Raw genomic sequence first — 17132 nt, 5'->3', positions numbered from 1 at the left:
AGACTCGCAGCTCCAGCCGGAAGGCCTCTACTCCTCGCCGGCTTTCAGTCGGTGGAGACCGTCAAGGATGAGGTCCAGGCCGAACTCGAACTCGTCGCCAAAGTCGTAGCCGGGTTTGAGGACATGCTCGACGGCGATCTCCACCATGCGCGGATACTCACCCGTGGCGAAACGCTCCATGATGGGGTTGGTGATCTCGGCCGCGGTGTCCCGCCCCTCGAACGGAAGGGCTGCTTCCTGCAGGGCGAAGCCATAGATGTAGCTATCCAAGAGGGCGTAGGCGTGTGCTGTCAGCTGGACGGAGAACCCGGCCTCCCTCAGCGTTGCAAGCGTTGCTTCATGGTGCCGCAGCGTGGCAGGTCCCGGCGCGGACCGGCTTTCGAGCAGCCCGACTGCCCACGGGTGGCGCCTGAGTGCTGAGCGCACTCCGCGGGCCCTTCGCTGCATTTCCTCGCGCCAGTCCCCTTGCGGTGCCGGCAGCTCGATTTCGCTGAAAACCATGTCCACGATGCCGTCCAGGATCTCGTCTTTGTTGGCTACGTAGTAGTACAGGGACATGGGCTTGGTGCCCATGCTCTGGGCAAGCGTACGGATGGTCAGCGCGGCCAGTCCGGACTCGTCGGCGAGTGCAACCGCGCACTCCAGGACTCGTTCCCTGCTGAGGGGCAGGCGCTGGGATGCTGCGGTGGTCACGGGATCTCCCTCGGTTCGATATTGCCCTCTAGCGGTTTAGTACAGTGTACGGTAGCGTATTTAGTACAGCGTACGAAAGACTCGTCAGGCACAACACCACACTAGAAAGGTCCGGCCATGACCACTGGTCAGCAAGCCAAAGATTCGCGCCGTCACAGGGATCAGTCCCTGCCCGGTCCCACTATGCGGGCCATCGTCCAGGAAGCCTATGGTTCCGCCGATGTCCTGCACGAGGCTCAGGTCCCTCGCCCGGCCATCGCGGACAACGAAGTACTGGTGAGGGTGCGAGCTGCCGGGCTCGATCGGGGGACGTGGCACGTCACAACCGGCCTGCCGTATGCGCTGCGCTTGGCCTACGGTTTCCGGGCTCCGAAAAACCCTGTTCCCGGGCTGGACCTCGCTGGCACCGTGGAAGCCGTGGGCGCGAAGGTGACCCGGTTTGCGGTGGGTGACCACGTCTTCGGCTCAGGGAAGGGAACTTTTGCCGAGTTCGCCGCTGCCCGCGAAAAGCAGCTCGCCCTCAAGCCCGCCACTATCAGCTTTGAGCAGGCAGCGGCAGTGCCAGTGTCTGCGTGCACGGCACTGATCGCTGTGCGCGCCGGCGGCATCGATCCCGCGGCTGGGCGGATGCCGAAGGGGCAAAAAGTCTTGATTACCGGCGCCTCGGGCGGTGTGGGCAGCTATGCGGTGCAGTTTGCTAAAGCGGCTGGCGCTGAAGTCACGGGTGTGGCCAGTACGGCCAAAGTGGAGCTGGTTCGAGCCCTCGGTGCAGACCGGGTGATCGACTACACCAAGCAGGACTTTGCTGACGGCGCTGAGTCCTACGACGTCATTATCGACATCGCAGGCAATCCTTCCGTTTCCCGTCTTCGCCGGTCGCTCACGTCAACGGGGACGGCCGTGATCACCGGTGGGGAGGAAGGTGGCTCATGGACCGGCAGCCTGGACCGGCAACTCCGCGCTGTGGCTCTTTCCCCGTTCATTCGCCAGCGGCTCACCATGGTCGTGGGCACCCAAACTGCAGCGGACCTGGAATATCTTGCCGAACTGTTGGAATCGGGAACCATTGCCCCGGCCATCGATCGCGTTTATCCGCTGGCCGAGGTCCCGGACGCAATGCGGTATCTCGATGCCGGTAAGGCCCGCGGAAAGGTGGTCATCGCCATCTAGGCGTGGCAGGATTCCCGAATCAGGATTATTGCGCTGGATTTCTTGCGCTAGGTTCCCAGGCCAAGCTCCTCGATGACCCCGGCAACGCGGGCCCGCTGCTCAGGGCCCAGGCCTTGGATGGGTAGCGGCAGGCTCTTGGTGGAGGCCAGTCCCAGCTGTTCCGCGATGGCGGCGACCACTCTCAGGCTTCCACCAAAATCCGCAAAAAGTTGCCACAAGGGCGCAAGGCGCTCGGACTCGGAGGCCGCTTCACCGGGCCGTCCGTTGATGGCAGCATGTGTGATGCGTTGGGCGATGCCGGGCAAGGTTCCTCCGATCACCGAATACCAGGCGTCGCATCCAGCGCTCAATCCGGCGGCAGCGTTGGCATCGCCGGAAATGCCGAGGGTCACGTGGTCCGGCACAAGTGATCGGATCTCCCGCACCCGTTCCTCCAGGTGCATGGTGTTCGGGCTGCCCGGAATCTTGATGGAGGCAACCCCGGGCAATTGGGCAATGCGGCCGTATAGCCCTGGGTGAAAGGTGAAGTGGGTGGTGGCGGGGTTGTCGTAGACGATCACCGGAAGGGAGGAGTGGGAGGTGACGGTGTGAAACAGTTCGAACACGTCATCCTCGGTGAGCGGTTGGTACGTCATCGGCGCCAGCAACACCCCGGAGGCGCCCGCTTCTTCGGCAGCCTCGACGTTGGCCAGGACGTGCGAGGTGCGGAGAGCCCCCACACCCACGAAGACAGGGACGCTCCCGGCGTGCCGAACGGCGAGGTGAGCTACGCGGCATCGTTCTTCATGTGTCAGGTAGGCATACGAGCCGGTGGATCCCAGTGCGGTGATGGAGTCCACGCGTGCATCACGCAGGCGTTCGATGAGTCCAACGTAGGACCGTTCGTCCAGGGAGTCGTTGGTGAGCGGCGTCAAGGGGAAGGCGCTCAGTCCTGTGAACATGCTCAGACCTCGTTTCGTGGGCTGGTGGCAGGTAGGGCATGGGGAAGGGGCGGTTCCAGGCCGGTGACGGGTTCTGGTGACGTTGGGCGCCTGTCCCCGCCACGCTGGGCCGCAGCGCCCGCAACCACCACCAGTGTGATGCCAACGAACTGGATGATGGACGGTTGTTGATGCAACACCAGCAGCCCGAGAAGCACGCCAAATGCCGGCTCCAGGGACATCAGCGTGCCGAAAGCGGTGGACGTCATGCGTCGCAAGGCCATCATTTCCAGGATGAAGGGGAGCACTGGCATCAGTACGGCGACTCCGAGGGCAGCCAGCAGGACTTCCCAGCTAAGGTGTCCGGCGGCCTGTGGGACGCCCACGATTGCGGCCGTGACAGCTGCCACCGGGACTGTGAGTGAGAGTGCTCCGGTTCCCGTGAAGCGATCACCAACTCGTTGGGTCAGCAGGATGTAGGCACCCCAGCCAGCGGCCGCGATGGCTGCGAACATCACACCAAGGGCGTCGATCTCGCCATGCCAGGGTTCCGTTAAAAGGACGACCCCGGCCAACGCCAACGCCGGCCACGCCAGGGCCTTGTGGTTGTGGCTCCGGATTGCTGCCACCGTCAGCGGTCCGAGGAACTCGATGGCCACCGTGGTGCCCAGCGGTATGCGCTCAATCGCGGCGAGGAACATGATGGTCATGAGGCCTGTGGCTACGCCGAGGCCCAGGAGGGGAAGGATGTCAGGGCGGCGTACAGAGCGAATCGGCGGGCGGGCTATGGCCAGGAAGATGATGGCCCCCATGCTCAACCTCAGCCATGCGGTACCGGCCGGACCCACGTCGGCGATGAGGTCCACGGAGAAAGCGGAGCTCAGCTGGACGGAGATCATGGCCGCAACCGCGAGCCCCCACGGTGGAACGGGGATGCGTTGGCGGGTCTTCATGAGCCAGCCTCCTGCAGGTGTCCTGAGCCCACGCCAGGCTCGAACACTGCCAGGGAGAATCGGACGGGATCTGTGCCGGGGTTTGCGTAGGAGTGGGCGACGTCGCCCGGGAAGGTCATGGAATCTCCCGCCTCAAGGGTGTTCATATGCCCGTCAACGTCCACGGTCAGGGTGCCGTGGAGAACCTGCAGGAGTTCCTTGGTTCCAGCGGCGTGGGCTTCGCTGCCGTGCTGGTCTCCCGGGCCCAAGGTCCAGTCCCACAGTTCCACCACATCCGGAGATTCGGTACCGGCGACCAGGACTCCGCGTCCGCCCTGCTCGCTGGTCCATAAGGTTGCGCCTTCGCCGCTGCGGGTCACTTTGACCGGCTTGGGGCGTGGGGATTCAACCAGTGCGGGAAGTCCGACGCCTAGGGCATCACTGATGCGCAGTAGTGTCCCGACGCTGGGGTTCGCGGCTCCCTGCTCCACGTTGATGATCATCCGCCGACTCACGCCGGCAGCTTCAGCCAACTGATCAAGGGTCCATCCGCGGTTTTGGCGTTCTTGTCTAACCCGGGCTCCGATGGCCAAGGAAAGTGTGGTGGTGCTTTCATCCATTAGTGCATCATACTGCACTTTGAGTGCACTATAGCTGGGAAGGCGCGGCGCACCCTAGCCCGCAGTTCCCATCGCGTGCTACCACTGACCCTAGGAACGAACCTGGAGGAGAAACTGTGGCCGAAGACCTGCCTGTCCTTGTTGTTGGCGCCACGGGTTTCCTGGGCGGCCAGGTGGTGGACGAGCTTCTCAAGCGCGGAAAGAAGGTTCGCGCTTTAGTGAGGCCCAAGTCCAACGCCGCCAAACTTGAGGCCAAAGGCGTAGAGATCGCCCGGGGTGACATGCTGGACGCCGCCTCCTTGGTCACTGCGATGACGGGCGTTTCCGCGGCCATTTCGACGGCGGCCGGCTACACGCGGAATGACAAGAACGCCAAAGCCATAGACACCTTCGGCAATAGCAATCTGGCTGTCGCGGCCAAGCATGCCCGTGTGCCTCGCTTTGTGCTGATCAGCATCGTCACCAGTGACCAAACTCCCCAGATTCCCCATTTCTGGAACAAGAAACTGGCCGAGGACAAATTCGAGGAGCTCGGGGTACCCTTCGTGGCCCTCCGTCCGGGTGCTTTCTTTGACCAAGCGGTGGGAATGGGTGGTGATCCCTTCGAGAAGGGGCGCTTCGTGTGGCTCGGATCCAAGGATGCCCGGCTCACGTTCGTGCTGGCCAGCGATGTCGCCGCTTACCTTGCGGAGGCGGTTGATGCCGACATTGTTGAGGGGGAGCGCATCGACATTGGGTGGAGCAGGCCCCTGAGCATTCATGAAGCCGCCGAACTGGCTGGTCGCCGGGCCGGCAAGCAGGTCAAGGTGATGTCCATACCTTCCGGAGCGATCGCCGCACTCGGCAAGGTCACGTCAAAGGTCCTTCCGTTGGTGGCCGATATGGCGAGCATGGTGGCGTGGTTCGAGACCGGAAAGTACGTGGCGGACACCACCCGCCAGGAGCAGGTCTTCGGCCCCCCGCCCACCCCTGAGGACGCGATCGCCCGGGTGGCTGAGCGCTACGGTCACTGATTAATGCTGACTAATGCGGCGCGGCAATGTCTGGTCGGAGCGGTAGGTCATAAGTATCCTGATGATACAGATTCGGCTGCAGACCCTGACTGCGCCGAACAAACATGAGGAGCACGCTATGAGAATCGGTTCTTCCATCGCCCTGATTGCCATCGGAGCTATTCTGGCTTTCGCGCTCGCCCCCGGAATCATTCCCTTCCTTGACCAGGTACTGGTTGGCTACATCCTGATAGGCGTAGGCATCATCGGCCTCATCATTTCCATCGCCATGTCCAACCGCACCCGCCGTACCGTTGTTGAGCGCCGCGGCGATCCCCACACGGTTGTTGAGCGGCGCCCCGAGGTCTAGCGGCCGCAACCAGCGAAGAAAGCGCACGACGGCGACCTCCGCCGTCGTGTCTTTTCTTGTGTTTGCCTCCGGCGGCTCAGGCGAGCGAGAGCGTGAACGACAAAACAAATCCAGCTGCGGTGCTTAGCGCCACAGCCGGGCCGCCGTGCTCGTAGGCCTCGGGCATGAGTGTGTCCGCGAGGGACGCGATCACGGCTCCCGCTGCAAAGGCCAAAGGCAGGGAGATGGTTGCGGGCTCGGCGGAGGACAAAGGCCCCGCGCCCAGTACCACGGCGGCAACCAGCAGCACTGCGCAGACGCTCCAAAGCAGCATGATGGGCCCGGCTTTCCGGCCTTGGCTCTTCATGGATGATGCGCCCACCAAGGCCTCTGGCAGGTTGGAAACGAAGATGGCCGCCAGCAGTGCCAGGCCGCCGGATCCTTCGCCCAGGGAGATGCCCAGGGCGAGGTTTTCGGGCACGCCATCCAACGTCACGGCCGCGAGCAATGCCATGCCGGCCGCGCCGCGCGTTGAGGCGGAGGTGGCAGCTTTGTCCGAAGCGGCGGCGTCGGTGTCCAGTTTGGGGCTGCCCTGTATTTCGTCCGCGGCCTTGGTTTTGGACTTGCCTCCGGGCTGCGCCCAACGATCGAGCAAGGCGCTGAGGGCCGTAAACACTATGGCGCCGGCCAGCAGTCCCAACGCCGCGCGCACGATCCCGCCTTGTTCGTAGGCGTCCTCGAACAGTTCGAACGCCAGGGCGGTAATAAGGGACCCCGCCGCGAACGACAGCAGGATGGCCAGAAGCCGCTTCGGCAGCTCGAAGCGCACGCCCACGAAAGCGCCTATGACCAAGGCGCTGGAGGCAATCAATCCGAACCACAGTGATGCCATCACAACGCCAGTATAGAAGTAAGTAACCTGATCTTCTCTAGGGTGAGGGAAAAGCGTTCGACGGCGGCAGCCCGCCGTCGAACGCTTCTCACCTTGGGTGCGTCGTCAGGCCGTAGTGCTGGCTTGTCGCGCGTCCACCGAATCCCCGCTCCAGTCCGGCGCTTGGAAGTGTGCGCCCCCGAACATGGGGAAGCGCAGCATACCTTCCTGGTCCCGGAGCTGGGCCCACGGACGGTTAATGCCATGCGTTCCATAGCGGCGGAGTTGGGTGACCCGGTCCAAGTCCAGCACGGCGAACAGGATCTCTTCGCCGCCCCGAGCCTGCTGCATGATGGTGCCCTCCGGGTCGACGATGACGCTTTCGCCCACGCCGGAGGGGGATGCGCCGTTGACGTTCACCACATACACCTGGTTGGCGAAGGCGTTGGCCTGGGACATGACGATTTCCATGGCCCGGTCCCGGGTGGTGGTGAGTGTGGGCTGGATGATGACTTCTGCGCCTAGCCACGCGAGCTGGCGGGCCACTTCGGGGAAGCTGCCGTCGAAGCAGATGGCCAGGCCGATCCGTCCGCAGCCGGGGATGTCGAAAGTGACGAAGGAATCGCCGGGCGTGGTGGTTTCGAACGGGCGCCACGGAAAGAGCTTCCGGTAGCGGGCCGCGATCTCGCCTTGCGGGGAGACGGCGATGGCTGTGTTGTAAGTGTTCCCGTTGTCCGTTTCCAGCAGTGAACCGGGTACGAGCCAGACATTAAGTCTGCGGGCCAGTGCGGAGATGCGGTGGGTAAGTGGGCTGGGGATGGGTGCGGCAGAGCGCGTTTCGCCGTCGGGGTCCGGGAGCAGGAACTCGCCCGGCGCGGACAGCAGCAGCTCCGGAACCACGATGACGTCCACGTCCGGGCCGAGCTTCTTGGCTGATTCGGCTTGGGCCTCGAACCGGGCCCACGTGGCCTCGAGGTCGTGGGGGACGGGGTTGGTCTGAAGTGCTGCGATGGACAGGATGCGCATTTATGCCTCGGTTTCGTTGCTGAGAATGGATGGAAGTTGGTGCCGGGTGGTGACGTTTCCGCGGGGGATGGTTTTGCTGGAGAAGAAGCGGCGCAGTCTGGTCCTCAAGATCGCGGTGACCACCAGGCCCAAGGCCAGCGCACCGATGCCGATCCAGAACACCGAGCCGATGCCCAGCCAGGCCAGCCCCGCGTATTCAGGGGACAGCATGTCCACGGCGCTGTACGCGAACGCTCCGATCATCAGAAGTGCTCCCAAACCAGGAAGGAGGCCCTTCAGGATCAGGGCGGATGCAGAGGTGCGCATCAGCGGGGCGAAGTACACCACGGATGCCAAGGCGGTGGCCGCGTAGTAAGCCGCGATCATCAGGCCCACGGAGAGGATGGCCAGCCCGATGAAGTCAGCGCTGATTGCCGTTAGTCCCAAGGTTATGGCCATGGTGATGACCGCCCAGCAGGCGATGGAGGTGGTGGGTGTTCCTCGCTTGGAGTGCATCTTGGTTGTCGCCTTGGGGAGCGCACCATAGGTGCCCATGCTGAGCCAGGTCCGCGGCGTGCTGACAGCTACTGTCATCAGTGCTGCCAACGCTGAAAGGCCCACGGCCAGGATGATGACCTGGCCAAACACATCTCCTGTCGCCTGCGGACCGAGGACCGAGAGGACATCAGAGACGGTTTCAGGATCGGTGATGCTCGCAGTCCCGGCAAATCCCACGGCGGCCGTGGCCGTCACCACGTAGAAGAACAGCAGGATGACGGTGGTGATGACTACGGCCTTGCCGGGAGTTCCCTTTCGGTCCGTGGTTTCTTCGTTCACCGCTATCAGCGCATCCCAGCCCCAATAAATGAACAGGCACAGGATGACGCCGGACACGAGCCCGGACATGTCGCCGGATGCAAAGGGGTTGAACCACTCCAGGCTTGGCTGTTCGGCGCCACCTTCTGCCGTTCCGACGGAGGTGCCCGTGGCCATCGCCGCGAAAGCCGCGACACAGAAACCGCCAAGTGCCACCAGCTGGAGGGCAATCAGCGCATACTGCACCCAGGCGGATAGTTCGATTCCCCTCGCCGCGATCCAAGCACTCAGGACGATCAGCCCACACGCGATGGCAGCTACTGCGATAGGCTCCGCGGCGATCCAGGCCAAACCAAGGAAGTTGAGCAGATAGGTTGTGGCCACTTGAGCTAGTGCGGCGCTCGCAATGAACGTGGCCATCTGTGGCACCCATCCGCCAAGGAACCAGCCTGCAACCGGTCCGAAAACGCGGGTGATCCAGACGAAAACGCCGCCGCAGTCAGGCATTTCCTTGTTGAGGTCCCTGAACGCGAGGGCGGTAAAGAGGATGGGGACAAAGCCAAGCAGGAACGCTGCAGGGGTGCTCGCCCCAACGGCAAGGACCACGAAGCCCAGGGTCACGGCCAGGCTGTAGGCGGGGGCGACGGCGGCCAGTCCGAGGGCGACTGTTGGACCGATGCCGATGGAGCCGGCTTTCAGGCCCTTGGATGTTGGGTCCTTCGGGGTTGGGTCTTTGGCGAGTGAGATGCGGGAAGGGGGATGGGACACGGAGACTCCTCGTTGAATCAGTAATTTGAATCACATTCAAATTTGAATGCCATTCAATACCGGTCTAGAGTCAATGTCAACAGGAATTTTCAAGAGTCCCCGGGGGAGCGGTAGTGGCCAAGGCAGACAAGAAGGAAATCCGACGCCGTGAAATAGTGGCGGCAGCCCAGGCTGTTGCAGCGCGCGACGGCGCTGAGGGGGCCACACTCCGCGCCATTGCCGCGGAGGCAGGCATGGCCGCAAACGCCGTGCTCTACTACTTCGGCAGCCATGCCGACATCATCGCTGCCGCCGTGCAGGCTTCCTCCGGCAGATTTCTAGAGAAGCTCGCCGAAGCCGTGGATCAGAGCATGACCCCCACAGCCAGGCTCGCCGCGGTCATCAGCGCGGGAACCACTGCCGGGCTTGACGATGATGTCTCCCGGATCCTCTACGAATACTGGCCCCACATGCTGCGAGACCCCGAGCAGCGCCGGATCCAAGACGAGCTCACCCGTGCGCAGGAAGGCGTCTACCGTGAAATCATCGACGCCGGAACCCGCTCCGGCGAGTTCGCTCCCCTTCTGGACCCGGCCAAGATCGCCCGCACCCTGGTTGCCCAGGAAGATGGACTTGTCATGGATGTGCTGGCCGGAAGTGCCGGCAGTGAGTATGTGCTGGACCTGATGGGGAGCCTGGCGGCCGCACTTTTGGGCCTTGAGGCCGAGACTCTGCTGGACCTCATCGCTGCCCGCGGTGTGCCGGCAGCCGCCACGTAACGGCGTAGGCTGCTGCCATGGAGAAGTCATTCGACATTGAAATGGTCAACCAGAACGAGTACTTGGTGCGTTGGGCATCCGAAGGACAAACCGGGGAATCCCTGGTCCACACCAACCCGGAATTCCTTGCTGAGGTTGGGCTGGAGGGCTTCGACGAGCAACTCGTGGTCGAAGAAACCACCACCTACCTCGCGGAACACCAGCCCGTGATCGACTTCCCCCAAACGGTTGACCTGGAAGAGATCGCCGCCGCGTACACGGACTACGCGGAGCAGCTGAAGGCGCGCCTCGAAGCGCGGTAGCAGCCTAGCTCAGGACTCGACGCCGGCCGTGACCCGCTCGCCGTTGAAGTACTCCAGCTGCCAGCCGTCCGTGACATGGTGATGGGCCAGGTTGAGGACCGCGTTCTGCACGCTGTCCAAGGTGCGTCCGATGGCCCGGCTCAGGGTCAGCCGAATCAAAGTGCCGTGAGCCACCACCAGGACGCGCTTGCCGGCGAACTCCTCGGCCAGCTCTTCCAAGGCAGCAATGCCGCGATCAGCGGCGGCCTCGTCAGTTTCGCCGCCGCGGAAACCTCCGGGGATGCGCAAAGCCTCCAGCTCAGGCCCGGCCTGAAGTCCTTCGGCAGGACCAAAGCTGCGCTCTGTGAGCTCCGGAACCAGCCGAGCAACTTTCAGCCCCAGTCCATCGGCGATGATCTCGGCAGTTTCGGCGGCGCGGCCCAGGGGCGAGGACACCACGGTGTCCCAAGGCTGGTCCGACAGGAAGGCGACGGCGTCGCGCGCCTGGCCGCGACCGACGTCGTTCAGCGCAATGTCAGTGGACCCTTGCAACCGGCGCTCCGCGTTCCAATCGGTCTGGCCATGGCGGACGAGGGCGAAAGTTGTGAGGGTCATGCTCTCCATTGTGCCCTGAGGTCCTGCCGGGCCGCAGTTCGCTACGTCACGTAAGGCAAACGCCCGACGGCGGGAGGTCGCCGTCGGGCGTTCAGCGTTGCCGCAGTTCCTCTATCAGTTGCTTTACGACGGCGGTCTGCTCGGCGATCGCGAAGTGTCCGTACTCCGTTACCGTCACGATCTGGACATGCGGGCCGAGCGAGGCCAGCTGGGAATGGTCGGATGCTGGCGTGAAGGCGTCGTGGTCGCCACGCATCGCCAGCACGGGGCAGCTGATACGGCGCCACTGGCCAAAGTCGTACAGTGCAATGGCTCGCGCGGCTGCACTGAAGCTGGCTGGCCGGGCTTCCTGTGCCAGCCTGCGGATGAGGCCCGAGGGGACGGCCGCCGGGTCCGCGAAAAGTGGTGACAGCAGAAGCCGCATCAATGGCGTGTGCCCGACCCCGCGGATCAAGGCTCTTCCCGCATTACCGAAGACTGCGGTGGTGTTCATGAGCAGCAGCATGCCCACGAACCATGGCATCTTGGCAAGCCCACGCCACGGGCTCTTCACCGATCCGGCAACTCCAAGAGTGGTTGCCGAAACCGCCACGACGCTGACGGTGGATCCGGGCCATGCCGCAGCAATATGCAGGGCCAGGACACCTCCCATGGAATGGCCCACGATGTTCCACTTGTTGTTCCCCAAGGCAGTCAAAACCTCGACGACGGCACCCGCCATGGCTTCGATCGTGGCCGTCTCCAGCTGCGCACCTTGGGTGGAATCGCCCCAGCCCGGCAGGTCTATGAGGACGCGGTCGCGTTTTGGAGTATCGGAGAGCAGCGGCTGGAAAGTTGTCCACGACCCCGCGGCCCCGTGCAGGTAAACGTCAGCGAAGTCACCACCACCTTCCGAGGATTCTTGTACGCGTGCCACACACGGTCCCAGGGCCGTGGCGATCACCTCGCGCCGCGGCGAAGCAACGCCCGATAACGCTGCGCTGCCCGACCGCGACGCTTCCTGCAGAAATTCCATGCGACCCGCTGCTCCTGACCTTTGACAGTGATCCACCTTTGACACTGATTCGGAGCAGCGGGCAATCCGGATCGGCAGGCGGGTTAGTCCCTTTCGAACACTGTGCGTCCGCCCACCACAGTTCGCACAACCTTGGCTTCGAGGAGCGAGGCAGGGCTCTCTGTGGCGAGTACGTCCGTATCCAAGACAACGAAGTCCGCGTACAAGCCGGCGGCAAGCCGTCCAATCTCATGCTCAGCCCCGCACGTCCAGGCAGAATCGCGCGTCGCATGTTCGATGGAATCGGCCAGCGGCAGCGCGAACTCCGGCACGTTGGTTCCGGCGGACGCGTCCAAGGCCGAAGCGCGCGTGGTGGCCACATACATGTTGGGCAGTGGTGCGTGCGGGGAAGTGGGGGAGTCCGTGCCGAAAGCGAGACGGGCACCGGCGTCAGTGATCCAAGGCCACGCGAATCCGTGCTCCACGCGGTGGTCACCCAGCTTGGCGGCCCAGTTCTCGCTGATAGCGGGATCGGCGTGAACCGGCTGCATGCTGGCGGTGATGCCCAGCGCGGCGAGGCGATCGACGTCGGCCCTGTCCACCAGCTCAAGATGCTCAATGCGATGACGGCGTTCGCGGGGGCCGTTCTCCGCAACGGCGTGTTCCACGGCGCCGATCGCGATCCTCACCGATTCGTCGCCTATGGCGTGCATGGCAACTTTCAAACCGGCGGCATCTGCGGCGGCAACCACGGGCGCGAGTTCCTCAAGGCTCCAGATCGGCTCCGCATTCGAACCATCGGCGTACGGCATACCCAAGGTGGCCGTGCACCCGTCGATGGTGCCGTCAATGATGACTTTGATGCCCACTACGCGCAGGAACGGCGAAACATGATCGACGGCGAGCGCGGCCGCCCGCTGGACCTGGGCGATGTTTTCCTCCGCCGATCCAGCGTTGTTGACGCGCCAATAGGCGATGAGCCGGCTGGTCAGTGTGCCGTCTTTGTCGGCACGGTTGAAGGCTTCGAGGTCGGTCTCGTTGAATCCCATATCGCACGCAGTGGTCACGCCGGTCTCGCGGTAGGCCTGTTGGACGGCGGCGATGCTGACCTCGTGCTCATCCTCGCTGACCTGCGCGTCGAGGAAGGGGAGCACGATGTCGTAAAACGCGTTCTCGTCGATGTAGCCGGTGGCGTGCCCGTGAGAGTCGCGTTTGATGGTGCCGCCGTGCGGGTTCTTAGTGTGGTCATCAATCCCGAGTTCAGTCAGCGCCGCGGAGTTCACCCACACCGAGTGGAAGTCGTAAGCGAAGGCATACACAGGCCTGTCCTGGACTACGGCGTCCAGCATCCCCGCGTCCGGTACACCGCCTGGGATGGCACCGTGCAGCCAGCCAGTGGCCAGGATCCTCACGGCATCCGGGCGTTCGGTGGCCCTTGCCTTGATTCGTTGCTGGATTTCCTCCACGGATCGGGCACCCCACAGGCTGACCTGTCCCAGGGCTTCGCCGGTGCCCACAACATGGGCGTGCCCATCCACGAAACCGGGGACCACCAAGCGGCCCTCAAGGTCAATTCGTTGGGCGTCCGGGCGGAGGCGTTCGGCTGTGTGGGCGTCTCCCACGTAGAGGATGCGTTCACCTTGGACGAGCATAGCCTCAGCCCAGCGGCGGGTATCGGAGGTGAAGATGCGGGCGTTGGTGTAGAGCTGGGTTCTCACGCTGCGGTTTCCTTGCTTTCCTGGGCTGTTTCTTCTGTTGGTATCTCTTGTGATGCGAGGGGCTGATCCAAGGAGCGGCTGACATCGAGGAGCAGCTGGTTCTGGAGCTCGTGGAGGTGGCCGCTATCCGGTTCCGGCCAGGTGGAGAGCTGGACCACCACGGTATCGGTGGCGGGATCGATCCAGAGGTACTGGCCGTAGATGCCGATTCCTGTCACGTTGCCTCGCTCGTTTCCCGTGCACCACCACTGACGGGTGTAGGAGCCCTGGGGGTGTATGCCGGTGAAGGAAGCGTCGGCCATGGCTTCCCGGTCTCCGCCAGCGAGTATGCTGCGGACCCACCCTTCGGACACCACCCGGCCCGCCGGACCTACGCCACCGTCGAGCATTAACCGGCCCACCCGCGCGAGGTCGCGGGCAGTGCAGGAGACCCCGCCGTTAGCGAAACCGAAGCCACTGGAATCGACGGTGATAGTGGCGTCCCGGTCTGCGTCGAGCTTGGACCACAGGTACTTGGACAGGGCCTCTGAGTAGCGGAGCCCGGTCACGCGCTCGATGATCCAAGCCAGGACGTCCGTGTTCGCGGAGCAGTACTGGAAGCGGCCCACGGTTCCGTTGCCTGTGAGCGTGGTGAGGAACTCGTAGGTGTCCTGGGGGTCGCCGTCCCGGCGGGTGCGCCAGCCGGAGGAGCGGTCGTGGGTCTGCACCTCGGAGGCGGGATCCATGTAGTCCTCGCTGTAGTTGAGGTGGATGGCCATATCAAGCACGTGCTGGATGGTGGGACCGTCATAGGCTGATCCGGCGAGTTCGGGGACGTAGTGGACAACGCGGTCGGACGTGACGATGTCTCCGGAATCCACCAAGGCCCCGACCACCAGGCCGCACATCGACTTCGAAATGCTCATGACCAGGTGCAGGTCATCGGGGGCGAAGCCAGGGCGGTAGTACTCCGCAATGACATTGTTGCGGTGCAGGACCAGGAATGCGTCGGTGTAGCTCTCCTCCAGCCGTTGGCTCAGGCCTGGAACGGCAAGGGCATCCAGCCGCTCAGTAGCCGCTGCCGGGGCGGCCGGGAAGTGGCGGGTGACTGACGCCGTCGGCAGCATTTCACCAAGGTGGGCGAAGGTCCACCGGTTATGCGGGCCTTCCTGCCAAGAGTCCACGGTGGGTTGGCCGGCGGCGCCAACGTAACGCGGGGGATGGGCTCCGGTGGTGGTCATGCGGGGGCTCCTTCGATGGAGGGGATTGCGGTGGGGCGGCGTTTCGCGGCGAGGCGCGTCAGGGCGATGTAGACCCCGGCTGTCACCACCATGGACACCGGCACCGAGAGGTCCAGGAAGCCCATAGCCGCGGCGATAGGGCCGGTCCACACAGAGCTGGTGAGGAACAGGGAGGCCACGGCTGCGCCAAGGCCGATGGCGAGCAAGCCGGGGACGTGCCAGCCGCCGGAGTACCAGAAGCGGCTGCCGGGCTGCTCGTCAAAGAGGTCATCGCCGCTGTAGCGGTTGCGTCGGAGGATGACGTCGGTGGCGAAGACTGTCATGGTGGGTCCGGAGATGAGGACCAAGAGCTGCAGCATGAGGTTCACGGCGTCCAGCAGGCTGGTGGACATGACGAGGTAGATGGTCAGCGCTGTGCCGATCGCTCCAACTACCACCGCCGAGGGGATGCGGCGGATGGGGACGCCGATGGACTGGAACGCCATGCTCGCCGTGTAGGTGGTCATGCCGTTGAGCGCGATGGTGTTGATGATGACGCCCACCACGAAGATGGGCCCGAGCCAGGCCGGGAGCAGGGCCAGAAGCGCCGATTCGATGCCAAGATCCATCGCGGCGGAGTCAATCCCTGTTGCGAGCAATGCGCCCACTGAGGTGAAGAAGATGGCTGGCAGGGCGCCACCGAGCGCTGTGGCCGCGATGATGTGCGAAGGCTTGGTGGATGTGGGGAGGTATCGCGCCAGGTCCGGGCTATTTGAGTAGGACAGGGGAGAGGAAGCGAGGATGGCGAATCCGATGGTCATCGCAGACCATAGCGGCAGACCCTCCAACGGTGCAGGAGCCGTGTAGCCCCACTGCACGTGCGGCAGGACGAAGGCCGTCACCAGCAGGAAGATGGCAAGCAACACCGAGGCAACCACGGGGTAGCTGCGCAGGATCAGGCTGTGGCCGAACACAGCCACCAGCACGGTGATGGCGGCAACAATAATGGTGACGAGCACCGGTACGAGGACGGGATCGGTGAAGCCAATCTGCGCCAGGAGCTCAGCGCCCATGAACGAGGACGCGAGCCAGTTGAGCGCCAGGAAAACGGCGGAAATGAACCAGCCAAAGAAGGCGACAACCACCCTGTTCCCGCGGATTCCGTAGATGGCCCTTGTGATGACGGAGCCGGAGGTGCCTGCTGCCGGGCCGCTGGTGGCCACGATGCCGGTGAGGATCCACGGGAGGCTGCCCGCGATGATGACCAGGAAAGCCTGCCAGAGCTCCATGCCCAGCAGGATGAGCGTGGCGCCCACCGTGAAGTTGAGGACGCTGACGTTTGGGGCGGCCCACACCGGGAAGAGGTCCCGGGCACGGCCATGGCGTTCGGACGATTCGATGAGTTCAATGCCGCGTTTTTCGGGGTGGGCAAGGGGTTCGGGGTAGCTGACCGCATCGGTCATATGGTGCTGGGACAACGCTGTTCCTCTCGGGCAAGGACCGGTTCGCAACGCTGGGATACCGGCCCAGGGACGCTATTGGTCGCATGACCAACGTGCTATTGGTCACTAATCCAATAGACTGATGGGCATGGTGTCAAGCCCCACGTCCCAACGTGTTCGAAAATTACCTGACGAGCGCCGCGCCGAAATTCTGGCCGAAGCTGCTTCGATCGCCCTGAATGAGGGGCTGGAGCGGATCACCCTCCGCGCCGTAGCTGACCGGCTGGGTGTGCGCCCCGGGCTGATCAGCCACTACTACCCGGCCGCCGAGGACCTGGTGATCGCGGCCTTCGTCCTCGCCGTTTCGGAGGAGCGGGAAGAGTTGTTCCCCGACGGCGGGACTCCCCTGGAGCGAATGGCCCACCTCATCGGACGCATAGAGGGAAATGGCGCCTTCGAGCTCACCAGGCTATGGCTCAATGCCCGGCACCTGTCCCGCTTCATTCCGGCCTTGTCCGAGGCGCTGCTGGCGCAGGAATACCTGGATAGGTCGCGGCTGACAGCACTCGTTGAGGATGGTGTTACCTCCGGTGACTTCGCGGTGGATGACCCGTTCTCTGCATGCATCCGGATCTGGGTGGCCATCGACGGCGTGGGCTCTTATGTCAACAATCCAGCGTCCTTTGATTACGAGGCATTTACCCGGTTCGTCACTGACGTGGCTGAATGGTCGTTGGGTGTTCAATCCGGGGTACTTCGCAGGGCCGTGGATCGGGTTCGCAGCGCCTGATTCCGGCGTTCGCCGATACTCCGCATTGCCCTCCCTGCTGGTTAATCAGTATCCTGATGACTTATCTGGTGTAACCGGATGATGCTGCTTGGGCTGTTTGCCTGGGCCGTAAGGGGCTGAAGCAGTCGGCCCCGCGGCCATCGTGAGTTTGATTGACGGCATTGCTTGGTACGTCGGACGGCGGGTTGGTCCGGGGCAT

At 63.7% G+C, this 17132-nt stretch carries 18 protein-coding genes; 6 read left to right on the top strand and 12 right to left on the bottom strand.

All coding sequences use genetic code 11. The features are described 5' to 3' along the window. Nucleotides 1-27: 27 nt before the first annotated feature. On the bottom strand, nucleotides 28-693 hold the full coding sequence (locus ARUE_RS20560) for a TetR/AcrR family transcriptional regulator (RefSeq protein WP_014923168.1): 666 nt from the start codon (nucleotides 691-693) through the stop codon (nucleotides 28-30). Nucleotides 694-810: 117 nt separating this feature from the next. Between ARUE_RS20560 and ARUE_RS20555 the strand changes: the two genes are divergently transcribed. Then, nucleotides 811-1863 carry an NAD(P)-dependent alcohol dehydrogenase gene (locus ARUE_RS20555; protein ID WP_014923167.1) on the top strand — a complete coding sequence of 351 codons (1053 nt, stop codon included), beginning with the start codon at nucleotides 811-813 and terminating at the stop codon, nucleotides 1861-1863. 47 nt (nucleotides 1864-1910) lie between these two features. On the opposite strand, the gene ARUE_RS20550 is transcribed toward ARUE_RS20555, so the two are convergent. The 3 genes from ARUE_RS20550 to ARUE_RS20540 are packed head-to-tail and all read right to left on the bottom strand — an operon-like array spanning nucleotide 1911 to nucleotide 4335. Next, a complete protein-coding gene (locus ARUE_RS20550) occupies nucleotides 1911-2804 on the bottom strand; it encodes a dihydrodipicolinate synthase family protein (RefSeq protein WP_014923166.1) in 894 nt (297 codons plus the stop codon). A gap of 2 nt (nucleotides 2805-2806) precedes the next feature. Continuing rightward, nucleotides 2807-3736 (bottom strand): EamA family transporter, encoded by a 930-nt coding sequence (locus tag ARUE_RS20545; RefSeq protein ID WP_014923165.1) that lies wholly within the window; start codon nucleotides 3734-3736, stop codon nucleotides 2807-2809. Continuing rightward, the gene (locus tag ARUE_RS20540) at nucleotides 3733-4335 is read right to left on the bottom strand and encodes a helix-turn-helix domain-containing protein (protein WP_014923164.1); all 603 of its coding nucleotides are present in this window, start codon (nucleotides 4333-4335) and stop codon (nucleotides 3733-3735) included. Before ARUE_RS20540 ends, ARUE_RS20545 begins: the two co-directional genes overlap by 4 nt. 116 nt (nucleotides 4336-4451) lie before the next feature. On the opposite strand from ARUE_RS20540, the gene ARUE_RS20535 reads away from it, so the two are divergent. Together ARUE_RS20535 and ARUE_RS20530 are read left to right on the top strand one after the other, a co-directional pair. Beyond that, nucleotides 4452-5348, top strand: coding sequence for an SDR family oxidoreductase (locus ARUE_RS20535; RefSeq protein WP_014923163.1), 897 nt, complete (start codon nucleotides 4452-4454; stop codon nucleotides 5346-5348). Between the two features lie 118 nt (nucleotides 5349-5466). Further along, nucleotides 5467-5697, top strand: a complete 231-nt coding sequence (locus ARUE_RS20530; protein ID WP_043470828.1) for a DUF6458 family protein — start codon at nucleotides 5467-5469, stop codon at nucleotides 5695-5697. Nucleotides 5698-5773: 76 nt separating this feature from the next. Here ARUE_RS20530 and ARUE_RS20525 read toward each other — a convergent pair whose 3' ends face one another. The 3 genes from ARUE_RS20525 to ARUE_RS20515 form a co-directional block, all read right to left on the bottom strand. Next, entirely contained in the window at nucleotides 5774-6571 is a 798-nt protein-coding gene (locus ARUE_RS20525) for a ZIP family metal transporter (protein ID WP_014923162.1), read from the bottom strand. 102 nt (nucleotides 6572-6673) lie between these two features. Continuing rightward, a complete protein-coding gene (locus ARUE_RS20520; protein WP_014923161.1) occupies nucleotides 6674-7573 on the bottom strand; it encodes a carbon-nitrogen hydrolase family protein in 900 nt (299 codons plus the stop codon). After that, complete coding sequence (locus ARUE_RS20515; RefSeq protein WP_014923160.1) at nucleotides 7574-9136, bottom strand: APC family permease; 1563 nt, start codon at nucleotides 9134-9136, stop codon at nucleotides 7574-7576. A gap of 113 nt (nucleotides 9137-9249) precedes the next feature. Between ARUE_RS20515 and ARUE_RS20510 the strand changes: the two genes are divergently transcribed. After that, the gene (locus ARUE_RS20510) at nucleotides 9250-9894 is read left to right on the top strand and encodes a TetR family transcriptional regulator C-terminal domain-containing protein (RefSeq protein WP_011776557.1); all 645 of its coding nucleotides are present in this window, start codon (nucleotides 9250-9252) and stop codon (nucleotides 9892-9894) included. A gap of 17 nt (nucleotides 9895-9911) precedes the next feature. Beyond that, complete coding sequence (locus ARUE_RS20505; protein WP_011776556.1) at nucleotides 9912-10196, top strand: hypothetical protein; 285 nt, start codon at nucleotides 9912-9914, stop codon at nucleotides 10194-10196. Nucleotides 10197-10205: 9 nt separating this feature from the next. Here ARUE_RS20505 and ARUE_RS20500 read toward each other — a convergent pair whose 3' ends face one another. From ARUE_RS20500 to ARUE_RS20480, 5 genes are all read right to left on the bottom strand, one after another. After that, the gene (locus ARUE_RS20500; protein ID WP_014923159.1) at nucleotides 10206-10799 is read right to left on the bottom strand and encodes a histidine phosphatase family protein; all 594 of its coding nucleotides are present in this window, start codon (nucleotides 10797-10799) and stop codon (nucleotides 10206-10208) included. A gap of 82 nt (nucleotides 10800-10881) precedes the next feature. Beyond that, nucleotides 10882-11805 (bottom strand): alpha/beta fold hydrolase, encoded by a 924-nt coding sequence (locus tag ARUE_RS20495; protein WP_043470825.1) that lies wholly within the window; start codon nucleotides 11803-11805, stop codon nucleotides 10882-10884. Nucleotides 11806-11888: 83 nt separating this feature from the next. Continuing rightward, nucleotides 11889-13502, bottom strand: coding sequence for an amidohydrolase (locus ARUE_RS20490; protein WP_014923157.1), 1614 nt, complete (start codon nucleotides 13500-13502; stop codon nucleotides 11889-11891). After that, nucleotides 13499-14722, bottom strand: coding sequence for a serine hydrolase domain-containing protein (locus ARUE_RS20485; RefSeq protein WP_014923156.1), 1224 nt, complete (start codon nucleotides 14720-14722; stop codon nucleotides 13499-13501). Before ARUE_RS20485 ends, ARUE_RS20490 begins: the two co-directional genes overlap by 4 nt. Further along, nucleotides 14719-16164: a purine-cytosine permease family protein gene (locus ARUE_RS20480; protein ID WP_011776551.1), complete on the bottom strand. Its 1446-nt coding sequence runs from the start codon at nucleotides 16162-16164 to the stop codon at nucleotides 14719-14721. The genes ARUE_RS20485 and ARUE_RS20480 overlap by 4 nt, the downstream gene beginning before the upstream one ends. Nucleotides 16165-16291: 127 nt before the next feature. Between ARUE_RS20480 and ARUE_RS20475 the strand changes: the two genes are divergently transcribed. After that, a complete protein-coding gene (locus ARUE_RS20475) occupies nucleotides 16292-16933 on the top strand; it encodes a TetR/AcrR family transcriptional regulator (protein ID WP_043470821.1) in 642 nt (213 codons plus the stop codon). The last annotated feature ends 199 nt before the right edge of the window (nucleotides 16934-17132 follow it).

This window comes from Arthrobacter sp. Rue61a (genome assembly GCF_000294695.2).
Lineage (GTDB): Bacteria > Actinomycetota > Actinomycetes > Actinomycetales > Micrococcaceae > Arthrobacter > Arthrobacter aurescens_A.
Note: the sequence above shows the minus strand (reverse complement) of the source record. Positions and strands in the feature narration are given on the sequence as shown.

Excerpts from the sequence above, each read along its gene's own strand:
- ARUE_RS20550 (WP_014923166.1), bottom strand. The coding sequence starts at position 2,804 with ATGTTCACAGGACTGAGCGCCTTCCCCTTGACGCCGCTCACCAACGAC.
- ARUE_RS20485 (WP_014923156.1), bottom strand. The coding sequence starts at position 14,722 with ATGACCACCACCGGAGCCCATCCCCCGCGTTACGTTGGCGCCGCCGGC.
- ARUE_RS20480 (WP_011776551.1), bottom strand. The coding sequence starts at position 16,164 with ATGACCGATGCGGTCAGCTACCCCGAACCCCTTGCCCACCCCGAAAAA.
- ARUE_RS20530 (WP_043470828.1), top strand. The coding sequence starts at position 5,467 with ATGAGAATCGGTTCTTCCATCGCCCTGATTGCCATCGGAGCTATTCTG.
- ARUE_RS20555 (WP_014923167.1), top strand. The coding sequence starts at position 811 with ATGACCACTGGTCAGCAAGCCAAAGATTCGCGCCGTCACAGGGATCAG.
- ARUE_RS20495 (WP_043470825.1), bottom strand. The coding sequence starts at position 11,805 with ATGGAATTTCTGCAGGAAGCGTCGCGGTCGGGCAGCGCAGCGTTATCG.
- ARUE_RS20505 (WP_011776556.1), top strand. The coding sequence starts at position 9,912 with ATGGAGAAGTCATTCGACATTGAAATGGTCAACCAGAACGAGTACTTG.
- ARUE_RS20475 (WP_043470821.1), top strand. The coding sequence starts at position 16,292 with ATGGTGTCAAGCCCCACGTCCCAACGTGTTCGAAAATTACCTGACGAG.
- ARUE_RS20520 (WP_014923161.1), bottom strand. The coding sequence starts at position 7,573 with ATGCGCATCCTGTCCATCGCAGCACTTCAGACCAACCCCGTCCCCCAC.
- ARUE_RS20500 (WP_014923159.1), bottom strand. The coding sequence starts at position 10,799 with ATGGAGAGCATGACCCTCACAACTTTCGCCCTCGTCCGCCATGGCCAG.
- ARUE_RS20545 (WP_014923165.1), bottom strand. The coding sequence starts at position 3,736 with ATGAAGACCCGCCAACGCATCCCCGTTCCACCGTGGGGGCTCGCGGTT.
- ARUE_RS20540 (WP_014923164.1), bottom strand. The coding sequence starts at position 4,335 with ATGGATGAAAGCACCACCACACTTTCCTTGGCCATCGGAGCCCGGGTT.